19 protein-coding genes are annotated in these 18,881 nt (G+C 39.2%); 5 read left to right on the top strand and 14 right to left on the bottom strand.

The window, feature by feature from the left end:
* Positions 1-7: 7 nt before the first annotated feature.
* The 6 genes from BTO08_RS04885 to BTO08_RS04860 form a co-directional block, all read right to left on the bottom strand.
* Positions 8-604 (bottom strand): tyrosine-type recombinase/integrase, encoded by a 597-nt coding sequence (locus tag BTO08_RS04885; RefSeq protein WP_105060119.1) that lies wholly within the window; start codon positions 602-604, stop codon positions 8-10.
* A 259-nt stretch (positions 605-863) separates the two neighbouring features.
* A complete protein-coding gene (locus tag BTO08_RS04880) occupies positions 864-1,481 on the bottom strand; it encodes a hypothetical protein (RefSeq protein ID WP_105060118.1) in 618 nt (205 codons plus the stop codon).
* Positions 1,482-1,483: 2 nt separating this feature from the next.
* Positions 1,484-1,936: a hypothetical protein gene (locus tag BTO08_RS04875; protein WP_105060117.1), complete on the bottom strand. Its 453-nt coding sequence runs from the start codon at positions 1,934-1,936 to the stop codon at positions 1,484-1,486.
* A 12-nt stretch (positions 1,937-1,948) separates the two neighbouring features.
* A complete protein-coding gene (locus BTO08_RS04870) occupies positions 1,949-2,359 on the bottom strand; it encodes a DnaJ domain-containing protein (RefSeq protein WP_105060116.1) in 411 nt (136 codons plus the stop codon).
* A 438-nt stretch (positions 2,360-2,797) separates the two neighbouring features.
* Complete coding sequence (locus BTO08_RS04865) at positions 2,798-3,232, bottom strand: GNAT family N-acetyltransferase (protein WP_105060115.1); 435 nt, start codon at positions 3,230-3,232, stop codon at positions 2,798-2,800.
* Between the two features lie 419 nt (positions 3,233-3,651).
* Positions 3,652-4,137, bottom strand: a complete 486-nt coding sequence (locus BTO08_RS04860) for a GNAT family N-acetyltransferase (protein WP_198038413.1) — start codon at positions 4,135-4,137, stop codon at positions 3,652-3,654.
* Positions 4,138-4,561: 424 nt separating this feature from the next.
* On the opposite strand from BTO08_RS04860, the gene BTO08_RS04855 reads away from it, so the two are divergent.
* Positions 4,562-5,812, top strand: a complete 1,251-nt coding sequence (locus BTO08_RS04855; RefSeq protein WP_105060113.1) for an MFS transporter — start codon at positions 4,562-4,564, stop codon at positions 5,810-5,812.
* Positions 5,809-6,495, top strand: coding sequence for a peptidoglycan DD-metalloendopeptidase family protein (locus BTO08_RS04850; protein ID WP_105060112.1), 687 nt, complete (start codon positions 5,809-5,811; stop codon positions 6,493-6,495). The genes BTO08_RS04855 and BTO08_RS04850 overlap by 4 nt, the downstream gene beginning before the upstream one ends.
* A gap of 52 nt (positions 6,496-6,547) precedes the next feature.
* On the opposite strand, the gene BTO08_RS04845 is transcribed toward BTO08_RS04850, so the two are convergent.
* The 4 genes from BTO08_RS04845 to BTO08_RS04830 form a co-directional block, all read right to left on the bottom strand.
* Positions 6,548-7,732 carry an MFS transporter gene (locus BTO08_RS04845; RefSeq protein WP_105060111.1) on the bottom strand — a complete coding sequence of 395 codons (1,185 nt, stop codon included), beginning with the start codon at positions 7,730-7,732 and terminating at the stop codon, positions 6,548-6,550.
* Between the two features lie 45 nt (positions 7,733-7,777).
* Entirely contained in the window at positions 7,778-8,566 is a 789-nt protein-coding gene (locus BTO08_RS04840; protein ID WP_105060110.1) for a helix-turn-helix domain-containing protein, read from the bottom strand.
* A 39-nt stretch (positions 8,567-8,605) separates the two neighbouring features.
* On the bottom strand, positions 8,606-9,781 hold the full coding sequence (locus BTO08_RS04835) for a PcfJ domain-containing protein (RefSeq protein WP_105060109.1): 1,176 nt from the start codon (positions 9,779-9,781) through the stop codon (positions 8,606-8,608).
* 339 nt (positions 9,782-10,120) lie between these two features.
* The gene (locus tag BTO08_RS04830) at positions 10,121-10,897 is read right to left on the bottom strand and encodes an AraC family transcriptional regulator (RefSeq protein WP_105060108.1); all 777 of its coding nucleotides are present in this window, start codon (positions 10,895-10,897) and stop codon (positions 10,121-10,123) included.
* Positions 10,898-11,109: 212 nt separating this feature from the next.
* On the opposite strand from BTO08_RS04830, the gene BTO08_RS04825 reads away from it, so the two are divergent.
* On the top strand, positions 11,110-12,282 hold the full coding sequence (locus BTO08_RS04825) for an MFS transporter (protein ID WP_105060107.1): 1,173 nt from the start codon (positions 11,110-11,112) through the stop codon (positions 12,280-12,282).
* A 292-nt stretch (positions 12,283-12,574) separates the two neighbouring features.
* Positions 12,575-13,747 carry an MFS transporter gene (locus BTO08_RS04820; RefSeq protein ID WP_105060106.1) on the top strand — a complete coding sequence of 391 codons (1,173 nt, stop codon included), beginning with the start codon at positions 12,575-12,577 and terminating at the stop codon, positions 13,745-13,747.
* Positions 13,748-13,860: 113 nt separating this feature from the next.
* On the opposite strand, the gene BTO08_RS04815 is transcribed toward BTO08_RS04820, so the two are convergent.
* Positions 13,861-14,514, bottom strand: coding sequence for a DUF2913 family protein (locus BTO08_RS04815; RefSeq protein WP_105060105.1), 654 nt, complete (start codon positions 14,512-14,514; stop codon positions 13,861-13,863).
* A 408-nt stretch (positions 14,515-14,922) separates the two neighbouring features.
* Between BTO08_RS04815 and BTO08_RS04810 the strand changes: the two genes are divergently transcribed.
* Positions 14,923-16,116: a glycosyl hydrolase family 18 protein gene (locus tag BTO08_RS04810; RefSeq protein WP_105060104.1), complete on the top strand. Its 1,194-nt coding sequence runs from the start codon at positions 14,923-14,925 to the stop codon at positions 16,114-16,116.
* Between the two features lie 111 nt (positions 16,117-16,227).
* On the opposite strand, the gene BTO08_RS04805 is transcribed toward BTO08_RS04810, so the two are convergent.
* The 3 genes from BTO08_RS04805 to BTO08_RS04795 form a co-directional block, all read right to left on the bottom strand.
* Positions 16,228-17,418, bottom strand: a complete 1,191-nt coding sequence (locus BTO08_RS04805; RefSeq protein ID WP_105060103.1) for a Bcr/CflA family multidrug efflux MFS transporter — start codon at positions 17,416-17,418, stop codon at positions 16,228-16,230.
* A gap of 234 nt (positions 17,419-17,652) precedes the next feature.
* Entirely contained in the window at positions 17,653-18,348 is a 696-nt protein-coding gene (rsuA, locus tag BTO08_RS04800; protein WP_105060102.1) for a 16S rRNA pseudouridine(516) synthase RsuA, read from the bottom strand.
* Positions 18,349-18,460: 112 nt separating this feature from the next.
* Entirely contained in the window at positions 18,461-18,826 is a 366-nt protein-coding gene (locus BTO08_RS04795; protein ID WP_105060101.1) for a hypothetical protein, read from the bottom strand.
* Positions 18,827-18,881 lie beyond the last annotated feature (55 nt).

Genomic DNA, 18,881 nt, shown 5'->3' with positions numbered 1-18,881 from the left:
CCGCCTGTCAGCAGTCTGTTTTCTCAGATAGCCTCAAAGCGTCTTCTAGCTCAGCGCCAAGGTATCGAATTGTGTTATCTAGCTTCGAATGTCCAAGTAAGATCTGTACAGCCCTGATGTTTTTCGTTCTGGCATAGATTAAAGTGGCTTTAGTACGGCGCATGGAATGAGTGCCGTAATAGTCAGCATTCAATCCCAGTTTTTCAGCCCAGTTTCTGATAATTGAGCGATAGAATGAGTAGCTGATAGGTTGCCTTTTGCGGCGACAACTTGGAAATAAAAAGCTACATGTATCTAGGGATGCAGAGTAAACCCACCGACTAATGCTCTGTTGTGTTCTCGGAGTAATCTCATAGTGTACATCTGTACCTGTTTTTTGCTGGGTGCATTGAACCCTCTCATAGATCACTCCTTGCGAAGAAACATCATATACGTGCAGTTTTAGTAGATCACTTGCCCTCAACTTGCTATCAATGGCTAGGTTCAATAGTGCAAGTTGCATTAGGTCGTTTTCAAGTTCTAGCCTAGTTCTTATTCGCCAAATCTCTTCCAACTTGAATGGTCTTTTTATCCCGCTGCATTTTTCTGATGATGACTTTCTCATGTTGACCTCCTCTTAGGTGTTATTGGTCAACATAAAGTCTGGTTATTGACTAAAACTGTTGTAGCAGTTTCGATTACTGTCGTTCAGGGCGTGCAAGAACGCCCATGGACATTTCCGAGTTGCGCCATTGCTAATATAGTCAACCCTAAATTAAGTAAGGTATGGCAAATTATCCGTTATGCTAGTGCCAAGAGTCACAGGAGAACATCAACAAATGAATGCCTTAAGTGGTCTATTTTCCAGATTTCATTCTACCTGACTATTTAAAGGGTTTATTATCGCTTTTGTGCCCCTCACTGTGAACGGTTGAACCAATGGCAGATAAAGATTCTTCTTCTGCAGCCAGTTCTGGAAAGTCCGCTTCTCTGGGATCGCGGTGAATATGAAGGTTATCGCCCTGAGGTATGGGCTGATTTGTTTTTTCACACACGTTACCTAACCCTTGTGTAACTCTTTGATTCTTATAGTCTTGCTTTGCCTTGGTAGACTTTGTTTTCACCGTCTCTGATGCAATGGCTCGCTCCTCATTAAGCTTAGGCATCATATTGATTTTATCAATAACTTGCTCAAATTGCTGAGCTTGAGCACGCACGTTGGGGTCAACATCTCTCAACTTAGGGTCATTCAATTTCAAAGCACTAGAAACACGAATTAAGGTTTGCTCTTGATCAATGATCACTTGCTCTTCAGATGCATCTGCGACATGCTCGTTCACTTCACCACGAGTCAATGGAGCGTTTTCAACGAGATCGTTAACATTGATAAACAATTGACTATTTGTAACCTTAGTATCTGTATACACTTGTAATACACTAAATCCTTGTCCATTAACGGAAAGTGTTTTTTTGGTCTCTAAGAGATATTTAAACTTGGGCATTTTTATTCATCACCTTGAACTTTGTTGTTTAACAGCGCAATGACCTGTTCATACTCTAACTTACTTGCCTCATTCACTATACTTCGTGTTGCCTCAATCCGCGCTCGCTCTCCGCAAGAACGTGGTTGCTCCGAGCGCTCTTGCAAAAATTGTTTGGTAAGATCGCTACGAATAAGGTATTCATTATTTATTTTTATTACCTCACCATCTTCCGCATCTGCCATTAACTCTCTGAATGGCTTTCTATCAGTTCCAATACATGACACTAATGAATCAACGCTAAAAAATGGAGTAGGTGTTTTGGTCTGATGATCAATCTCCATGATAGACTTACTTGCCAATACTTGATTGTTTTCGGTAAGTTTTTCATCCAAATCGGGGGAGATTTCGATGGGTTTCACGTCAATCAATTCCGATAGTGGCTTGAGCTCTATGGGTAAATTTGTGTCACTCATGAACATTACCCACTAATATGTAACTTTGTTATAGAGTTGCTTTAATTTATCGAAAGCCTCCGCGGCTCTTGGATCATCATTTTTGTCTGGATGAACTTTATTTGACAGTGACTTATACCATTTTTTAGCTGCATCCTCGTCCTCATACATCTCTGAGGTGATACCAAGCAATTGGTTTCGACGCTTACCATCAACCTCTAACAACAAAAACAAAATGCGATCGTTTTCCGACTTGAAGTACGCCATATCATCAGTTGAGGTTCTGACAAGATTAACCTGTAGATCAGCCTCTTCAGCGGTCGTACTAGATTCAACATAGGTGGATTGTAATTCTTGGATTTTTTTCTTGTATTTTCTCAACAAGAAAAGAAGTTGCGCAACTGTTAATAGAAGAGCAAAAACAACAACATACAGTGATGTCATATATATTTCCTTGGTAGGCTGAAAAGTATATGAATGTTTTATACCACATTACCTCAAGCTTGCATAAGTGAGACAGTTAGGAAAGGCATATCACAATGATGAATTCGTGTGGCGGATGAGAAAATTTGGCCACTTAGCTAGAGCATTTGTCATAAGAAAAAGTAAGTCAAAGACCAAACTGAATGCTTTGCAGGAAAGCAACCTAACAAACAATGGGGCATTTTTGAGTTAGATGATGAGTTAGATTGCTTTTTCTTTAGATGAGAAAAAATATAGTTTACTTAAAAGGGTCAGCATCCCCCTTTATCATATTTCGCAATATTTACTTATATAAGGTGGCCAGGGCTTGTTCAACACTTCGGATAGACGTCGGCTGCGCAAACATATCCTTATTTGTTATAATCGTGCTTCCATTTCCACCGCAACCCAAGTTTTACCTCACACTGTCTCTGAGCGTATTTCTGTTGACAACACTTTGAAGCCTAATGACTTATAAAGGGAAATAGCCGTTGTGTTGTGTTCAAAAACAGACAGACTGAACTTCGTACAATGTGTTTCCATTTGAGCTTCTTTTATAACGAGCCTAAGCATTTCGCTAGCCAGACCGTTACCCCGATGACTTTTTAAAATTAGTACACGACAAATCCTGCACGATCCATCAGGTATTTTCCGAAACTCTGCATAACCAGCTATTTGCCCCTGAGAGTGAAATAAAAAAGGGAAAATTTCGCGATTTGCACAGTGCGCTGTAATCTGTTCAATCGTCAAAGGGAAAGTGTATGCTGGACCTCCCCATTGATAGTTAAATTGAGGCGACTCGATCCAATCAACTAGAAGTTGATAATCTGTACTTTTAAAGGGAGTAAGTTCCATTTTCTTCCTTAAAGGTTATAACATAACATTACTGCGAATGCGTAATGACACTCTTTATATCGTGACAAAAAGCCACAGTTAAACAATTGTATTTAAATCACTTTATTCGAAAATTCACGATAAACTTAGCGGTAAAGCACGCACAATTAAAAACAAAAAAAGGTGATTTTAGAACCACTTCCCAATATCACTGCAAAAGAAACCAGTTTATTGGATAGTCTGATAAATGACGCGAAGTGAATTGTGGGTAGTTATTAAGATAAGTTTTATTAGGGATAAATTAACGTGGGATAAGAACCATAAATATTGGCTGCAACACACAATGGGGCAAATATGAGTTAGCCTAGTAGCTAACTCATATGTGATCACCAAGCGATTCTGTCAGATTATGAAAGGTATTTTGATTTCTTGACCGTTTGTTAGTCGTACATTGCCCAACGGAAATACGGACGCTGACCATCCATCCGTTCAACTTCTGCGCCTAGCTTCTTATAGAAATTATGGGCTTTGGTGTTGTAGGGGCTAGCTGTCCATGAAATGTGAGAAGCTAACGACTTTCCTGCTTCAATTTTCAAAGCATGCATAAGTTCGGCACCATACCCCTTTGACCTATGCCGACCAACAACTAGCAAGTCATCAAGCCAAATAGACGGTTCACCTCGGAAGGAAGAATAGCGATAATGAAATAAGGCGAAACCCAGAACATTGCCGTCGACTTCCAATAGCAAAGCGTGAGCAAACGGTACGTCGCCAAATAAGGTTCGTTCAATCTTGCCTTTATTTGTGGAGATTTCGCCGTTGAACCCTTTCATACTTCGGTCAAACTCGGCTTTATACCCAATAAGTTCTAGCAACTTACCGGAGTCTTGTTTGTTCGCTTTCCTTACGTTCACTCTGTTCTCCATAACTCAGATTTCGGGTTATCGGCTAACGCTTTATACGACTTTTAGCCGCCTTTAAAACACCTATCGTGCAGCCTTTTCGATTACAGTCAATTTTCCATCAATAAGTTAATGAAAGGTGATGAATATTAGATTGTATAAGGACACATATTTTTAAAACTTACTTCGAAACTCCCTCAGGTAACTATAGCTAAGGGAAACTTTCCGCCAAAAGAAGCTAACTCACTTAGCTTCTTACTAATGTAGACAGTAGATAACTCAAAACAAAATATACTTAATTACAAGTATCTGAATGCGAATCACTTTCAGTTGCATGAGTTTGCTTTTTACCAATAATTGTTAAAAATTAATTTCAAAACTTAACGATAGTGTTTGCCAATTACCCCAAGAGAATTAGAATAGCGCGCATATTCACTGGGAGAATAAGATGCACAACCAACACCGCACCGCTCAACAGCTGCCCTTATTTACGCTTATAACGCTATACATCATTATCTTTCTTGGATCTGCCGGATTTTTTATTACGATCCCTGCATACGTCAGCTTATTTTTAACTGATCATTCGTTGGAATTTGCCAAGAGTATGCCAATTGAACAGCGTCGTATGTTGTTTGGTACAGTAATGTCTGCCGCCCCATTTATTTCGATGTTCTTTACCCCTTTTATTGCGCGTTTTGCCGATAAGTTCAGTCGTAAGACCGTGATTGCCATTTGTTTGATGATTGCAGCTATTGGTTTCGCCTTACCGATTTATGCGATTGTGGTGAGCTCGGTGATCATTTTGTTTGTCGGTAATATGATCAACAGCTTAGGCTCGGCAAGCCAACCTATTGCACAAGCGATTTTGGCTGATAACAGCGAAGGGAAAAACAAAGCAACATTGATGAGTTTAGTTGCCGTTGTTATGACAGCAGCCATGTCATTTGGCCCAGCACTTGGCAGTAAATTGTCATCTAGTTATGGCGCTCAAGCACCATTTTATGCCTGCCTCGTCATTGCACTTATTAGTTTAATCTTGATGTTTGTGGTGCGTTTACCTATTCAACACATTGTAAAAACAGAAAACCCTTTCTCGTTTGTAAAGCCGTTAAAACGTAGTCAAAAAGGCTTAATGAACTGTTTGTTTATCGTTTTTATTTGCCAATTTAGCTGGAGCCTCTATTTCCAAAACATTGCGTTTATCTTCCCGCAGAAATGGAATATTTCGGTAGAAAGTGAGTTCTACCAATACTTTATGATGGGAATTGGTGTCGTAATGATCCTTTCACTATTACTATTGCCACGTCTGATCTTATCGCGTTTTTCAGTTAATTCAGCACTACGTACAACAACAGCATTATCTGCCATTGGCATGTTATTACTTGCGATCACTCCAACCCCGACCTCTCATGTGGTTGCGATGATCTTTGCAGCATCCATGGTTGCGTTATGTTTTCCTCTTTACATCACTGCCCTCTCAGATCGCGCGAGTGATATTGATCAAGGTTGGGCTATGGCGCTTTCTAGTGCAATGGTTGGTTTGGCGTGGACATTAACTGGTTATTTGACTGCTATGATGGTCAATGTGCACTTATTATTACCAACGGGGATTGCTGTCATCGGCTATCTTGCCGCAATGGTGGTGGTACCAACGAAGAGCACGAATAAAAACACACAATCAGATTTGGAAGCAGCATGACACAAACGAAAACCCCTTTCGAAAATGTACTCAGTGCACATGAGTTTCATCCTGTGATACCCAAAGAATTACAATTCGGTACAGGATACGTTGTCGATTTAACACCAAGTAGTCATTTATGGCAGCAAGTAACTGACGTGCATACTTTCGCTGATGAAATCGTAAAACAAGCCATTGCCACCAATGCACAAATAGTCATTGGTCGATATGCTGAACACCGCTTGATTTATCAAGATAAAGAGAACTTTTCCGACTCTCCTAATCGCACTGTTCACATGGCGATTGATTTAGGCGTACCTGCTGGCGTTCCTGTTTATGCCCCACTTGATGGTGAAGTTTATGGTATCGCAAATCATGCAGCAAACGGTGACTATGGCCCTACTGTTATTTTAAAACACGCGCTCGATGGGCATGTTTTTTATACTCTTTACGGACATACAGCGACAGAGTATTTATCACAATTAACTGTTGGTCAGCATATTAGTCGAGGCCAACAATTTACTGCTGTGGGTAACACGGAAGAAAATGGGGGTTGGGCGCCCCATCTGCATTTTCAAATAATCAAAAATATGGGTGATTACAGTAATGATTATCCTGGTGTGATTGATCCTGAGCAGTTTGATTTTTACCAAAATAATTGCCCGAACCCTAACTTGATCCTAAAACGTAGCGATTTAGATTAATCTGCATACATAAAAGCGCCTATTAGCCTTCAAGCCAATAGGCGCTTTTTATTTACGCTTTTGCCAACACGACAGAATTATCATTCCACCAGCGTTGTACAGACATATTAAGTAATGCCATCGTTGTAAGTACACATGCCATCACCCATTCAACACTGGCTAAATGACTCACAATAAAGGTTAACGTAAAGATCCCAACCATTTGTAATGAGCCAAACAACGCTCCCGTTTGTCCTTTATGCTTAGGGAATAAATACAGCGCACTGACAGCCACGACAGAGGTTGTTAAACCCGCGCCAAAACAATAAATACCCATGCCGATAATGATCGTCGCCATGCTGTGAAATACCACATTTGATAGTATCGTCAACCCACCAAGCAACATAATACAACTTGCTGCTTTAATGATTCGCCCTTCTGTCGCGGTATATTTTAGAAAACGAATATAAAAAATACGCGCACACAAACTACAACCAATAAGCAACAATGAAGACATACCAAAATATTGCACAGGTAAATGGTATTGTTCATTCGCAATAAACGCCCCCATCAAATAAAACACCAGCGCACCACCATTCGCCATCACCATCATGATTAAATAGCGTAAGAACTGCGGATTAGTTGCAATCATGGTGTAATCACGAGCTATAACCCTTGGTTTTGTCGCATGAATATTCTTTTCTAAGTGGGTTTCTTTTAAACCTAAGGCAATAACCACAAATAGCAGTACTGCTAACCCCAACATAAACCAGAAGCTACTATGCCAGCCAAAATGGCTTTCTAAATAGCCACCAATTGCAGGTGTCGACGCGGGTAAACACATAAATAAAATACTAAACCATGACATCACATCCACTAACTGCTCTTTAGTTAATGAGTCTTGCATTATGGTTCGGCATAATAAAAACAACGCCCCAACACCCATACCTTGTACGGCACGTCCAATAATTAAACCTGATAGTTGATCTGCGTGTAAACAAAGCGCTGAGCCGATGATAAATATCACCGCACCTAAGATCGCGATAGGACGACGACCAAAGCGTTCTGCGACAGCTCCGCACACTAATTGGCTCAAACCTAACGCAATAAAAAACGCACTCACCGTTTGCTGTACTGCTGTCGATGACACATTCAATGCCTCAGACATTACAGGTAAGCTAGGTGCATACATATCAGAGGCAAAGAAATAGCTACACGCCATTAATAAACTGATAGAAAGTAAACGTAGTAAAGACATGACAACAATCTCCTTAGTTGATGTCTTTAGCTTAAAGAAATACGTTTACTCTTGTTGTTGAACTGACGTCAACGAGTTGTGATTTTTCGCCAACTTCTGGCTAGCTTTGTCTTGTTTGAAGCGATTAAAGGCATGGGAAAAGGCAGACAAGCTGTTATAGCCTAGATCTAATGCAATATCTGTATGTGCGACACCCGCCCTACTCAATTGCCATGCTTTTTCCATCACCAGTTGTTGTCTAATTTCACGGAACGGCTTATCAAACGTGCTGATAAATAAACGGTTGAGGGTACGAGAAGATGCACCGCAATGCTCGGCAAAGCGCTCTAAAGAGAGTTTGATATCTGGTTGTAATGTTAAAGTCTCTATGATCGGCAATAGCCGTTTATCAATCTCATCGTTACTTTGATAAGCATCGTTTTGGTAGCTTTGCTTCTTAAGTTGATCGAGAAATACCCCTAAGTAATGGTGTTGAACATCGCTATTACTGTCAGTGTCGTACTCACAATCATTACCTTGCGACTCAATTTCGGCCATCACCTGTACCATTAAGCGATTGGTCGAAATAATCCCCATCTCGTCATGGAAATATGGAACAGCGTCTGGAGATGCATGAATAATGCTTAAACAGGAATCTTTTAGCACTTTCAAATGATGCCGATGATTCAGGGGGACCCAAATAAGCTGACCACCAACAGCCAGTATGCTTTTATCCTCTGTTCTAGCAATACCGCAGCCTTGGTGGATATAAAAAAGTTGTACAAAATCGTCATGAGAATGCGGCGCTTTTTCTTCTGTTGGTGCGTAACGTTTTATCGAATGAAGTAACCGCATTGCTTTCCTTTTAGAATAAACTAATAAATTCAAACAGTATTATGGCTTAGCTGACTTCATACTGTCTAACCAACCATAAACAGCCTCTAATGTTTCAGAAGATGGCATTCTATTATTACGGGCTTGAATTTGATCCACAGTATACGTCTCACTAACTCGTCCATTAACGACGTAATGTCTTTTCAAACCAATAGTAACACGCTCTGGCATGAACATTTTATAAACCAAATATTCGCCTTTAATGATCCGATTGTGGTAAATCGCCACACAGTGGTTTTGTTCAACCCCCTCTAGCTCTAGTTCTTGATAGTTACGAATAGGTACAATGTTATTATTACCTTCAAAAGGGATCACGTAAGGCTTATTTGAATTAGCATCGGGAACAAAATTGATGCTGTGTTGCGCTACTACCCACCTGTCGTGTAACGATCTTAACTCTTCATAAGAAGTAACAGCATGAATACGCTTGATTGAATCAACATCTAATACGCGATAACCAAGTTGGAAAACATCAGATAAAATCTGATTGATTTGAAAACGCTCACGCTGAGTAGTTTGCGCTAAATGTCGTCCAAGCGGTGTACCAGTTAATGTTGGCCATTGCAGATAGATCTGCAGGGTTAAATTAGTGATCGTTTTATAATGTTTGAACAGTTGAAACGACATCATTTCAGGATCGAGCAAGCGGTGAATAATAATCACAATCGAACGGGTTGAAAAATCCCCCTCAATCCGATCAAGAAAGCGCAATGCTGAACGACTCGAAGCCAAGCCAAGTTGAGCAAGGATCTCACGTTGACCTAATTCGCACAGTGCTAACACTTCATCCTGATCTAACGGATATTGTTCGCATACTAAATACAATAAGGTAGGACGTTGAAGTAATAGATCTCGGGCTTTCTGGCTCAAAGCAGCAACCTTAAGCATATATACCCCAAGTTCAGCATATCCTCGGGCTTTTTCAACTAAACCAGTTGGAATGCTATCTACCCACGCTTTTCCACCTTCTAATGATTCGATGTGCTCAATATAGAATGAACAACTCCCCTCTAATGGTTCTCGATGCCCATCAGGGTAAGCACGATACATAGCAAGGCAATCATGCCAGTCATAAAATTCAAGCTGAAAAGGAAAAAAGGTTAAGGCTTCATCAAATGATAAAACTAACGGCGTTGAGTGATGAAACTCTTCGCGCTCAGCACAACAAGCAAGCATAAATATCCATATATATCTGTTAGCCTTGAATGATTATTATCGTTATCTGCTCAGTTAATTTTGGCATGAAAAACAATAACAACTGATAGATATATCATGCCTTAGCGAAGTGAAGATTCAACTGAAAAACGACAAGGATGAGAACCTAGTACGAAAAATACATTCATCAATATATAGAACGGTTAACTGCTTGTTGACACTTATTCTTAGATAAAAACAATTGTTAAATTTACATTAAAATTTATTAAATAAACCTACATTATTTGGAAGTTAGTCTTTCTGTACACGTATAAAGTTTGCAGGGGGAAACCCAGTACAGTTAGAGAAAATCGAAAATCATTACTTATACTCAGTAATAAAATTTGAGGGTGTAACGCCAGCCTTATCATGAAAGAAACGAATAAAAGCACTATCACTTGAAAAATCTAGCCGATGAGCAATATCAGTCACTCGCCAGTTTAACGACAGTAATTCAATAGCGGCTAATAAGCGCCATTGTTGACGCCAACTTTGATATGGCATTCCCACCTCTTTATTAAAAATACGAGTAATGGTTTTTGCACTCGCCCCTACTATAAGGCTGAGTTCAGCTAATGATGGAGCAACAAACGCCTCATCATCAATATCTGCTAACCATGAGGATAAACGAGGATCGGCTGGAATAGGTAAATTCAAGTGACTATCTTGCGCAAAATTTAGCTCTTCAATTAAGAGGTTCACCGAATTAACTTGCTCATTATTGGGTTTATCAAACTCCCAAAACGCCATACGCTCCATTAATGCCGACATTAAAGGGTTAATATCAAATATTTTTAATTCTCTCGGCAATTGTGATTGTAAATCTTGGTCAAAATACAAAGAACGGTACTGCGTAACATTGGATGTTTCTGCTTTGTGCTCCACTCCTGCAGGTATCCAAGCAGCACGCATTGGCGGCAATACACATTTCACACCATCTAAACTGATCACCATGCAGCCATGGTGAGAGAATAACAACTGATCTTTACTATGAGTGTGATAACCCGAATCATGCTCTGCTAAATCAGCAGCAAGCCCAACAACAAGGCCATGATAGTCATCAGCACAAAACTGATCTTCCATTTGAATATAAGCCATATTAAGAGCTCCTTTTTACAATCTGTCCTTAAAGTGATATTTCTTGTTCTTATGTTAATATCATACCTTTCATTGATAAATATATACTTATCATCATTGAAATAACAGCCTAGCACTTCACAAAAAAGCGATGGCAGTAATACTTATCATTCCCTAATTTATCCTGTTTACTAGTCTTGAGAGGATGGATGATAAAGCTTCAAGAGGAAGTCATGAATAAAAAAACAATATCGACATTATTAGCAGTTTCGCTGTTAATGTTTCCACAGCTCATAGAAACGATGTATAGCCCGGCGCTAACATCAATTAAAAATCATTTTTCAGTAACAACATCAGAAGCAGCACAAGCTTTATCACTCTTCTTTATGATTTTTGCGGTAGGCGTTGTGTTCTGGGGCACCATGTGTGACGTCATTGGACGTCGTTTATCAACACTTTTAGGCATAGCTATTTGTATTGCTGCGGCGACATTTTGTTATTACTCGCCAACATTCCAAGGTTTACTTTATGGTTTTGGTGCGTGTGCCTTCGGTGCTGCTGTTGGCTCTGTATGTACTCAAACTATTTTACGTGACAGCTTTGAAGGTGCGAGTTTAACAAGAATTTTCTCTATTGCTTCGACAAGTATTGGTCTTAGCCCAGTTATTGGTATGTTACTTGGTAGCTGGTTGACGGCTCATGGTGGCTATACTTGGGTTTTCGCAGCTATGGTGATCATGCTATCGCTACTACTACTTTGGGGTGGCTTTGCATTACCAGAAACTAAACCCAACCACATTAAACGTGATAGCTTGTTTTTAGTGGCAAATAAAATGATCCGTGATGGACATATTTGGTATATCGCATTAATGGTAGGACTAGCAAACATTGCCCTGTTCTCTTATTACAGCATTGCACCATTTATGTTTGAGCACCTTGGTGCTAGCGTTAAGTTTTTTGGTAATACGAGTTTTGTTTTAGCAGCTGGTTCAATTTTAGGTTCGCTTCTCAATATTCGTTTGATCCGTAAACATATACGCGGTGATATCATCGTAATGTTATCGACATTAATGATGCTGGCAGCTGGTTTAGGTGTTTACTTACTGCAAGAAACTGTTTGGTTCTTTATTCCAATGGCATTGGTGTCACTGTCTTTTGGTTTAGCATTACCTAACTTGTTTAGTACTGCTTTAATAAATTACCGAAACCACTTGGGTACAGCAGGTGCATTACTTGGCTTGTTTTATTACTTAATTATTGGCTTTGGTCTTGATCATGCCGCTCATGTCGGCAATCTAGCAATGACGTTACTCGTTTGTGGTGGTAGTTCATTCGTACTTGTACTATTGAAATTGTTCACTGCAAAAACCAGTAAACAAACCAGTGAAAATGCAACAACAAGTTAATCAACAAGTGAGCTGAAACTCACCGTATAGTTAACTTCTACTAATAAAAAAGCCGCATGAGATACTCTATTTATAGAGAAGCTCATGCGGCTTTTTTCGATTGTGTCCTTATAGTGACATTTGTTGTTCTTATGTGAATACCATACCAATCTTTGATAAATGTATACTCAGCATTACTGAAATAACCTTCTCGTATTTCATCTAAATCAATAGCTGTAATACATACCTTTTACTGATTTATATCGTTTGCCAGTCTTTCATCGGTGGATGATCAAGCGTCAAAAAGGAAGTCATGAATAAAAAAACAATATCAACATTATTAGCAATTTCGCTGTTAATGTTTCCACAGCTCATAGAAACGATGTATAGCCCAGCGCTAACATCAATTAAGAATCACTTTTCAGTAACCACATCAGAAGCAGCTCAAGCGCTATCGATCTTCTTTATGGTCTTTGCCGTTGGTGTCGTATTCTGGGGAACCATGTGTGACGTCATTGGACGTCGTTTATCAACCCTATTAGGTATAGCAATTTGTATTGCTGCCGCACTATTTTGTTACTTTGCACCAACATTTCAGGGTTTACTTTACGGTTTTGGTGCCTGTGCTTTTGGTGCCGCTGTAGGCTCTGTATGTACCCAAACCATTTTACGAGATAGCTTTGAAGGCGCGAGTCTAGCAAGAATCTTCTCTATTGCGTCAACAAGTATTGGCCTGAGCCCTGTGATTGGTATGTTAGTTGGTAGCTGGTTGACAGCTCATGGTGGCTATACTTGGGTTTTCATAGCTATGGTGATAATGCTATCACTACTATTACTTTGGGGGGGCTTTGCATTACCAGAGACAAAACCAAAACACACCAAACGTGATAGTTTGTTTTTAGTGGCAAATAAAATGCTCCGTGACAGTCATATTTGGTATATCGCTTTAATGATAGGACTGGCAAATATTGCCCTGTTCTCTTATTACAGCATTGCACCATTCATGTTTGAACAGTTAGGGGCTAGCGTTAAGTTTTTTGGTAATACGAGTTTTGTTTTAGCAGTTGGTTCAATTTTAGGTTCGCTTCTCAATATTCGTTTGATACGTAAACATATACGCGCAGATATCATCGTAATGATATCAACATTAATGATACTGACAGCGGGTTTAGGTGTTTACTTACTGCAAGAAACTGTTTGGTTCTTTATTCCAATGGCATTGGTGTCACTGTCATTTGGTTTAACATTACCTAACTTGTTAAGTACTGCTTTAGTAAATTATCGAAACCACTTAGGAACAGCTGGTGCATTACTTGGCTTATTCTATTACTTAATTATTGGTTTTGGGCTAGATCATGTCGCGCATGTCGGTAATCTAGCATTAACATTACTCGTTTGTGGTGGTGGTTCATTTGTACTTGTACTATTAAAATTGATAGCTGCGAAAACCAATAAACAAACCAGTGAAAACGCAACAGTAAGTTAATCGACAAGTGAGTTAAAACTCACCGTATAGTTAACTTCTCTTAACAAAAAAGCCGCATAAGGTAATCTTTTTAAAAGAGTCTTATGCGGCTTTTCTTTTGTTGCTGTAAGCGATTAATTCGTCACAGTTGGTAATTCAGGTAAATGTGTACCTGCATTATCAGGGTAAATCACATACTCACCGTGAAATTTCACTTTAGATTTGTAGTCGGTGATCTTAAACAGCAAGATGCCTTGCTGGTAAGCCAAATCGATAAATTGCTGTGCATTACCACGAATATAAAAAGAAAGTGGTTTTATTAATGTACCCTGCTCGTTCATAGCAGTCTTGTATTGCGCTGCACAAACCACTAATGATGCTTGACCATCTGTATGATGAGACACTTTACGGTTCACTTCATACTCGTTAGTGACTAACCAATCAGCGGCTTCTAAAACACGATAGAAATCATCTATTAGTTCAGCGGTAATAACCGTTGAATGACCATCAGCATCATTTAACGCACTAAGGGTATTTTTAATACGCTCAAATTGTACTTTAAGCTGCGCATTTTTGCCCATTGTGCGAGATTGTTTCTGCCATTGCAGTAACGTCTTAGACACACAATGATCAAAACATTGTTGTTTGATCATCTTCGTCACCCACGCGCTTAAAAAAACCGTCTCACTGACCGGGTTTTTCTGGGTTTTACCAGACTCTTGCGCAGTAACCAGTGTTGATAACCCTTCCGTTACCACATGTAGAATTTCGTTATAAAAAGAAGTCATAATTTTAGAAATCAAAAATAAATACGGCTAAAAGCAAGCTTACGAATTTCTAACCAAGAACCAAGGTTGCTGTTAGAAATTTCCACTTATCGTACGCTACTGTCAGGTGAGATAGGTGCCAATAATAACGACTTATACCCTAATAAAAAAGTAGCAATGTATTGAAAATTTTAGCTGGTTTTATCTATCAATTAAGATGTAATTAACCAACCAATACAGAATATTAATCTGAAAAATAAAGCTTACCTATACAATTAACTCGGTTATTTATAATAAATACAAATTTAAAATTGCAATATAACATTACTTTTAAAGAAAAATGCTTTGTGACACTCATTCAGGTGGTGAATATATATTTGTGAATAATCACTGTGAACATTATCAATTAACAAGGAATAAGGTTTATAGATGAAATACACTCTTTTAGCCGCTTTAATTGCTGCCACATCACTAACTGCATGTAACAGTAACTCTTCGGATGACTATGATGGATATGTTGCTCAGGAACCAAAACCTGCAAAAATTACAGAGTTTCGTAATGTGGTATATGCGAGCTACATGAAAGATGCCAATGATCAGTGGTTTGATAGTTCGCATTCAAATGAAATCAGTGATCTGAATATTGCCTTCATGAACCCTAGCGCCAATATGGATAAAGAAGGGATATATCATCCTGATGGACACGTTGCAGACCTATCAACTGATAAGATAAATAAGCTTACTTCCACCATTCAAAAATTTAGAGATCAAAACCCTGATGGAAGAGTATTTATTTCATTTGGTGGCTGGCGAGATAGTGAGAAAAATGAAAGTGACGATAACATCATTGGTCGTGACATCGTTTACGAAAAAATAGCCGCATCGCCAGAATATCGAGAAAACCTAATCAACGACATGATGGATGTTGTAAATACCTACGGTTTTGACGGTGTTGATCTTGATTGGGAGTACCCTCAAGTGGGTAATGGTGCAAATCAATATGCTGATTTTGTAAACCGTTTAGCGGATAGGCTTCATGCTGAAGGTAAGTATTTCACCGCAGCGATCATTGGTAGTAAAGACAAACCTAATGACGATGGAAAAGGTGCTGGCTATCTCGATGTTGCATTAAATGCCTTTGATACAGTCCATTTAATGACTTATGACATGCAAAATGAAGATCACTCAAGCTATAAAGATTCAGTCAATGCCTTAAATTACTGGTTAATAGAGCGCCACTTAGATCCGCAACGTATTACATTAGGGTTACCCGCCTACCCTCGTCATGCCCCCACTTACGGCGTATTAGTTAAGGATGATAAACATTACGCTTGCCGTGATACTGTAACAAAGAATAACACGACACATTATTATAACGGGTTACCCACGATCCGCTCAAAAGTCCATTTAGCTAAAGATGACTATCATTTAGGTGGGGTCATGTTATGGGAATTACCTTGCGATGATATTGATCCCAAAGATAAAGATCTTTCTATTATAGAAACCATCAGTGCCACCATTAAACAGGACACTTCTTATCGCAATATTTGCGATACACATAAAAACGAAACTGGTTGGATTGTTTACCGTGAAGATGATCCTATGAAGCATTACGATTGGTAAATTAAAACAGTGTTTAAAGTAGCTATTTACCTTCTATAGTTACGAAAAAGTACGCCAGAGAATCTTCTCTGGCGTACTTTTCAGCGACATTTATAAAAATAGAAAAATGCTTTATGCGTTTCTTGCGAGGAACCAATAAAAACCCGCAGACAATACTGCACAAACGGCCATCGTTCCTGCCATTGGCCATGCCGTACTGTCTGGCATTAACGCAACAATACTACCGACAATAGATGCAACACCAAAACGGAATGTGCCGCCTAATGAAGAAGCAGTACCAGCCATTTGAGGATAACGTGCAAGTAAACAAGCCATTGAGTTACTACCAATAATCGATAGAACACCAACAAATAGCATAACAGGGATAACAACGCCCCAGAGTCCAAAATCTAGCCACTGACCAATTACAATTAACGCACCAGCAAACAGCTGAATGACTAATCCAAGTCGTAACATCCAATGTGTGCCTTTTTTCCTTACAAAACGGCCATTTATACTGGTCATTAGGATTAAACAAATGATATTTAAACCAAAGTAAAAGCCAAAGTTTTCTACACTTACGCCATAAAGATCAATGTAAACAAATGAACCCGCCGTTAAGAAAGTGAACATGCCTGAAAATGAAAAGCCGCTACACAGTATCAAGCCGAGAACCACTGGATTAGACAGTAGTTTTATGTAATTGCGAATAATGGATAAAAAGTGGAAAGGTATACGTTTTTCTTTTGGTAATGTTTCTTTAATTTTAAAAACAATAGAAAGTAATACAATAACGGCAAAAATAGCCAAAAACCAAAATACTGCTCGCCAACTAAACCATACGGATAAATGACCACCAATCATAGGCGCAAGTAACGGTGCTACTGTCATCACCAAAGTAACAAACGACATGGTACGAGAGAATTCTTCGCGCTCGAACATGTCACGAACTAATGCACTAATGATGACGGCTGCGGCAGCACCAGCAAAACCTTGTAAAACACGAATAACAGTCAGTTCTGTGATATTCGTACTCAACGCACCTAATACTGTTAAAACAGTAAAGCTGATAGTTCCGAGTAACAACATTGGGCGTCGACCATAGCTGTCTGCCAGAGGCCCATGAATTAATTGACCAAAAGCAAAACCTGCGGTGAATACGGTTAATGTAACCTGAACTAAACTAGGAGAAACTAAAAAGTCTTTGGCAATGTTCGGCATTGCGGGCAGGTACATATCAATCGCTAAAGGCGTTAGCGCAGCTATTGCGCCAAGGATCAATATCAATTGCAGGCTCAACCTTGGGCTGTCTTGCTGGTTCATAGCACCTCTTATGAGCTAATATTCCATATGAAGCTTATATTTTATGATAAAACACGTAAACAGAACCTTTCTTATATGGAAAAGAGCTATTTCCTTTTTCCCATACCCTTTGCTACACGTCTATTGTATTTATCAGATAAAATAAAAGGCATAAACATAGAAGACTAGAACAAGCCTTTATGTTTACGCCTTTCATTACAACACAGAATTTATAAAATTAAAATCACCAGCTAATTATTTTAGAAATGATGCAATTTCTTCTGCTGTTAGTGGTCGGTACTCACCAGGCGCAAGATCTTCATCAAGCTCAACCGTACCGATACGCTCACGGTGTAAGCCAACAACTTTATTACCCATCGCTGCGAACATACGTTTTACTTGGTGGTACTTACCTTCAGATATTGTCAACAACGCTTCACGCTCGCTAAGAATTTCTAATTTAGCAGGACGTGTTAATTCTTTCTCACTGCGAAGTTGTACACCCGCTTCAAATTGCGTGATGTAATCTTCAGTGATTGGATCAGCGGCTTCAACGAAATAGGTCTTTGAACATAAATGACGTGGCGAAGTGATACGGTGAGACCATTGACCATCATCTGTCACCAACACTAAACCCGTTGTATCGCCATCTAAACGACCAGCTACGTGCATTTTCTCTGGACTTACTTCATCGAACAAAACAAAAACCGTTGGATTGAAGTCATCAACATGAGAGCACACAAAGCCTTCTGGCTTATTAAGCATAAAGTAACGAGGACCTTGCAGTTTTAGCGGGCGACCGTTAAATTCCACATCGTTATCGTCACTGACTGAAAACGAAGCACTACGGACGATTTCGCCATCAACTTCAATCATTTTATCTCGAAGAAGTTTTCCGGCTTCTCTACGGGTGATACCCAATGTGGTACCTAAGAATTTATCAAGCCTCATTAACTGGCTCCGCTAATTGCTACAAAAGAGCGGTATTATAAGACCAAATAACAAAGATGCATTAAAAACTTGTCGTTCCCATCAAAGAGATAAACACCTCGTTACCCTCATTTTACTTTGATTCGTAATGTACCTTGATGCTATTAGCCAACAATGTAATGCTATTATCTTGCTCTTTTCTAACCGTTACCTTATCTGAGGTTATCACCACGAATTGATTTTTTTCATGGGTGAAAGGAAAGATCACCGCTACATCGCCTTGATAAATTGTTTCGTGTTTCTCACTTTGAATATGAGCACTGGCGATTTTAACCTCTGTACCACGACGAATATGCATCACCACGTTACCGCTATAGGTTTTATAATCCTTATAAAGTTGTTCATACTTTGAAGAAATCGTAAATGGATTAATCGTACCTGCGAATATGCTCATGCTAATGAATAAGCAGGAACATAATAGTGCTAACTTCTTTTTCATCTTCTGCCTTCTCCATTATTTCTTTCCTATTTTGTTAACAACTTCCTTAACCTTT

The organism is Photobacterium angustum (assembly GCF_002954615.1).
In the GTDB taxonomy this organism is placed as follows: Bacteria; Pseudomonadota; Gammaproteobacteria; order Enterobacterales; family Vibrionaceae; genus Photobacterium; species Photobacterium angustum_A.
This window is presented reverse-complemented; position numbering and strand designations above follow the sequence as displayed.

Excerpts from the sequence above, each read along its gene's own strand:
- rsuA (WP_105060102.1), bottom strand. The coding sequence starts at position 18,348 with ATGAGGCTTGATAAATTCTTAGGTACCACATTGGGTATCACCCGTAGA.
- BTO08_RS04865 (WP_105060115.1), bottom strand. The coding sequence starts at position 3,232 with ATGGAACTTACTCCCTTTAAAAGTACAGATTATCAACTTCTAGTTGAT.
- BTO08_RS04880 (WP_105060118.1), bottom strand. The coding sequence starts at position 1,481 with ATGCCCAAGTTTAAATATCTCTTAGAGACCAAAAAAACACTTTCCGTT.
- BTO08_RS04815 (WP_105060105.1), bottom strand. The coding sequence starts at position 14,514 with ATGACTTCTTTTTATAACGAAATTCTACATGTGGTAACGGAAGGGTTA.
- BTO08_RS04855 (WP_105060113.1), top strand. The coding sequence starts at position 4,562 with ATGCACAACCAACACCGCACCGCTCAACAGCTGCCCTTATTTACGCTT.
- BTO08_RS04840 (WP_105060110.1), bottom strand. The coding sequence starts at position 8,566 with ATGCGGTTACTTCATTCGATAAAACGTTACGCACCAACAGAAGAAAAA.
- BTO08_RS04835 (WP_105060109.1), bottom strand. The coding sequence starts at position 9,781 with ATGCTTGCTTGTTGTGCTGAGCGCGAAGAGTTTCATCACTCAACGCCG.
- BTO08_RS04860 (WP_198038413.1), bottom strand. The coding sequence starts at position 4,137 with ATGGAGAACAGAGTGAACGTAAGGAAAGCGAACAAACAAGACTCCGGT.
- BTO08_RS04810 (WP_105060104.1), top strand. The coding sequence starts at position 14,923 with ATGAAATACACTCTTTTAGCCGCTTTAATTGCTGCCACATCACTAACT.
- BTO08_RS04870 (WP_105060116.1), bottom strand. The coding sequence starts at position 2,359 with ATGACATCACTGTATGTTGTTGTTTTTGCTCTTCTATTAACAGTTGCG.
- BTO08_RS04820 (WP_105060106.1), top strand. The coding sequence starts at position 12,575 with ATGAATAAAAAAACAATATCAACATTATTAGCAATTTCGCTGTTAATG.
- BTO08_RS04850 (WP_105060112.1), top strand. The coding sequence starts at position 5,809 with ATGACACAAACGAAAACCCCTTTCGAAAATGTACTCAGTGCACATGAG.
- BTO08_RS04805 (WP_105060103.1), bottom strand. The coding sequence starts at position 17,418 with ATGAACCAGCAAGACAGCCCAAGGTTGAGCCTGCAATTGATATTGATC.
- BTO08_RS04825 (WP_105060107.1), top strand. The coding sequence starts at position 11,110 with ATGAATAAAAAAACAATATCGACATTATTAGCAGTTTCGCTGTTAATG.
- BTO08_RS04795 (WP_105060101.1), bottom strand. The coding sequence starts at position 18,826 with ATGAAAAAGAAGTTAGCACTATTATGTTCCTGCTTATTCATTAGCATG.
- BTO08_RS04845 (WP_105060111.1), bottom strand. The coding sequence starts at position 7,732 with ATGTCTTTACTACGTTTACTTTCTATCAGTTTATTAATGGCGTGTAGC.
- BTO08_RS04875 (WP_105060117.1), bottom strand. The coding sequence starts at position 1,936 with ATGAGTGACACAAATTTACCCATAGAGCTCAAGCCACTATCGGAATTG.
- BTO08_RS04885 (WP_105060119.1), bottom strand. The coding sequence starts at position 604 with ATGAGAAAGTCATCATCAGAAAAATGCAGCGGGATAAAAAGACCATTC.
- BTO08_RS04830 (WP_105060108.1), bottom strand. The coding sequence starts at position 10,897 with ATGGCTTATATTCAAATGGAAGATCAGTTTTGTGCTGATGACTATCAT.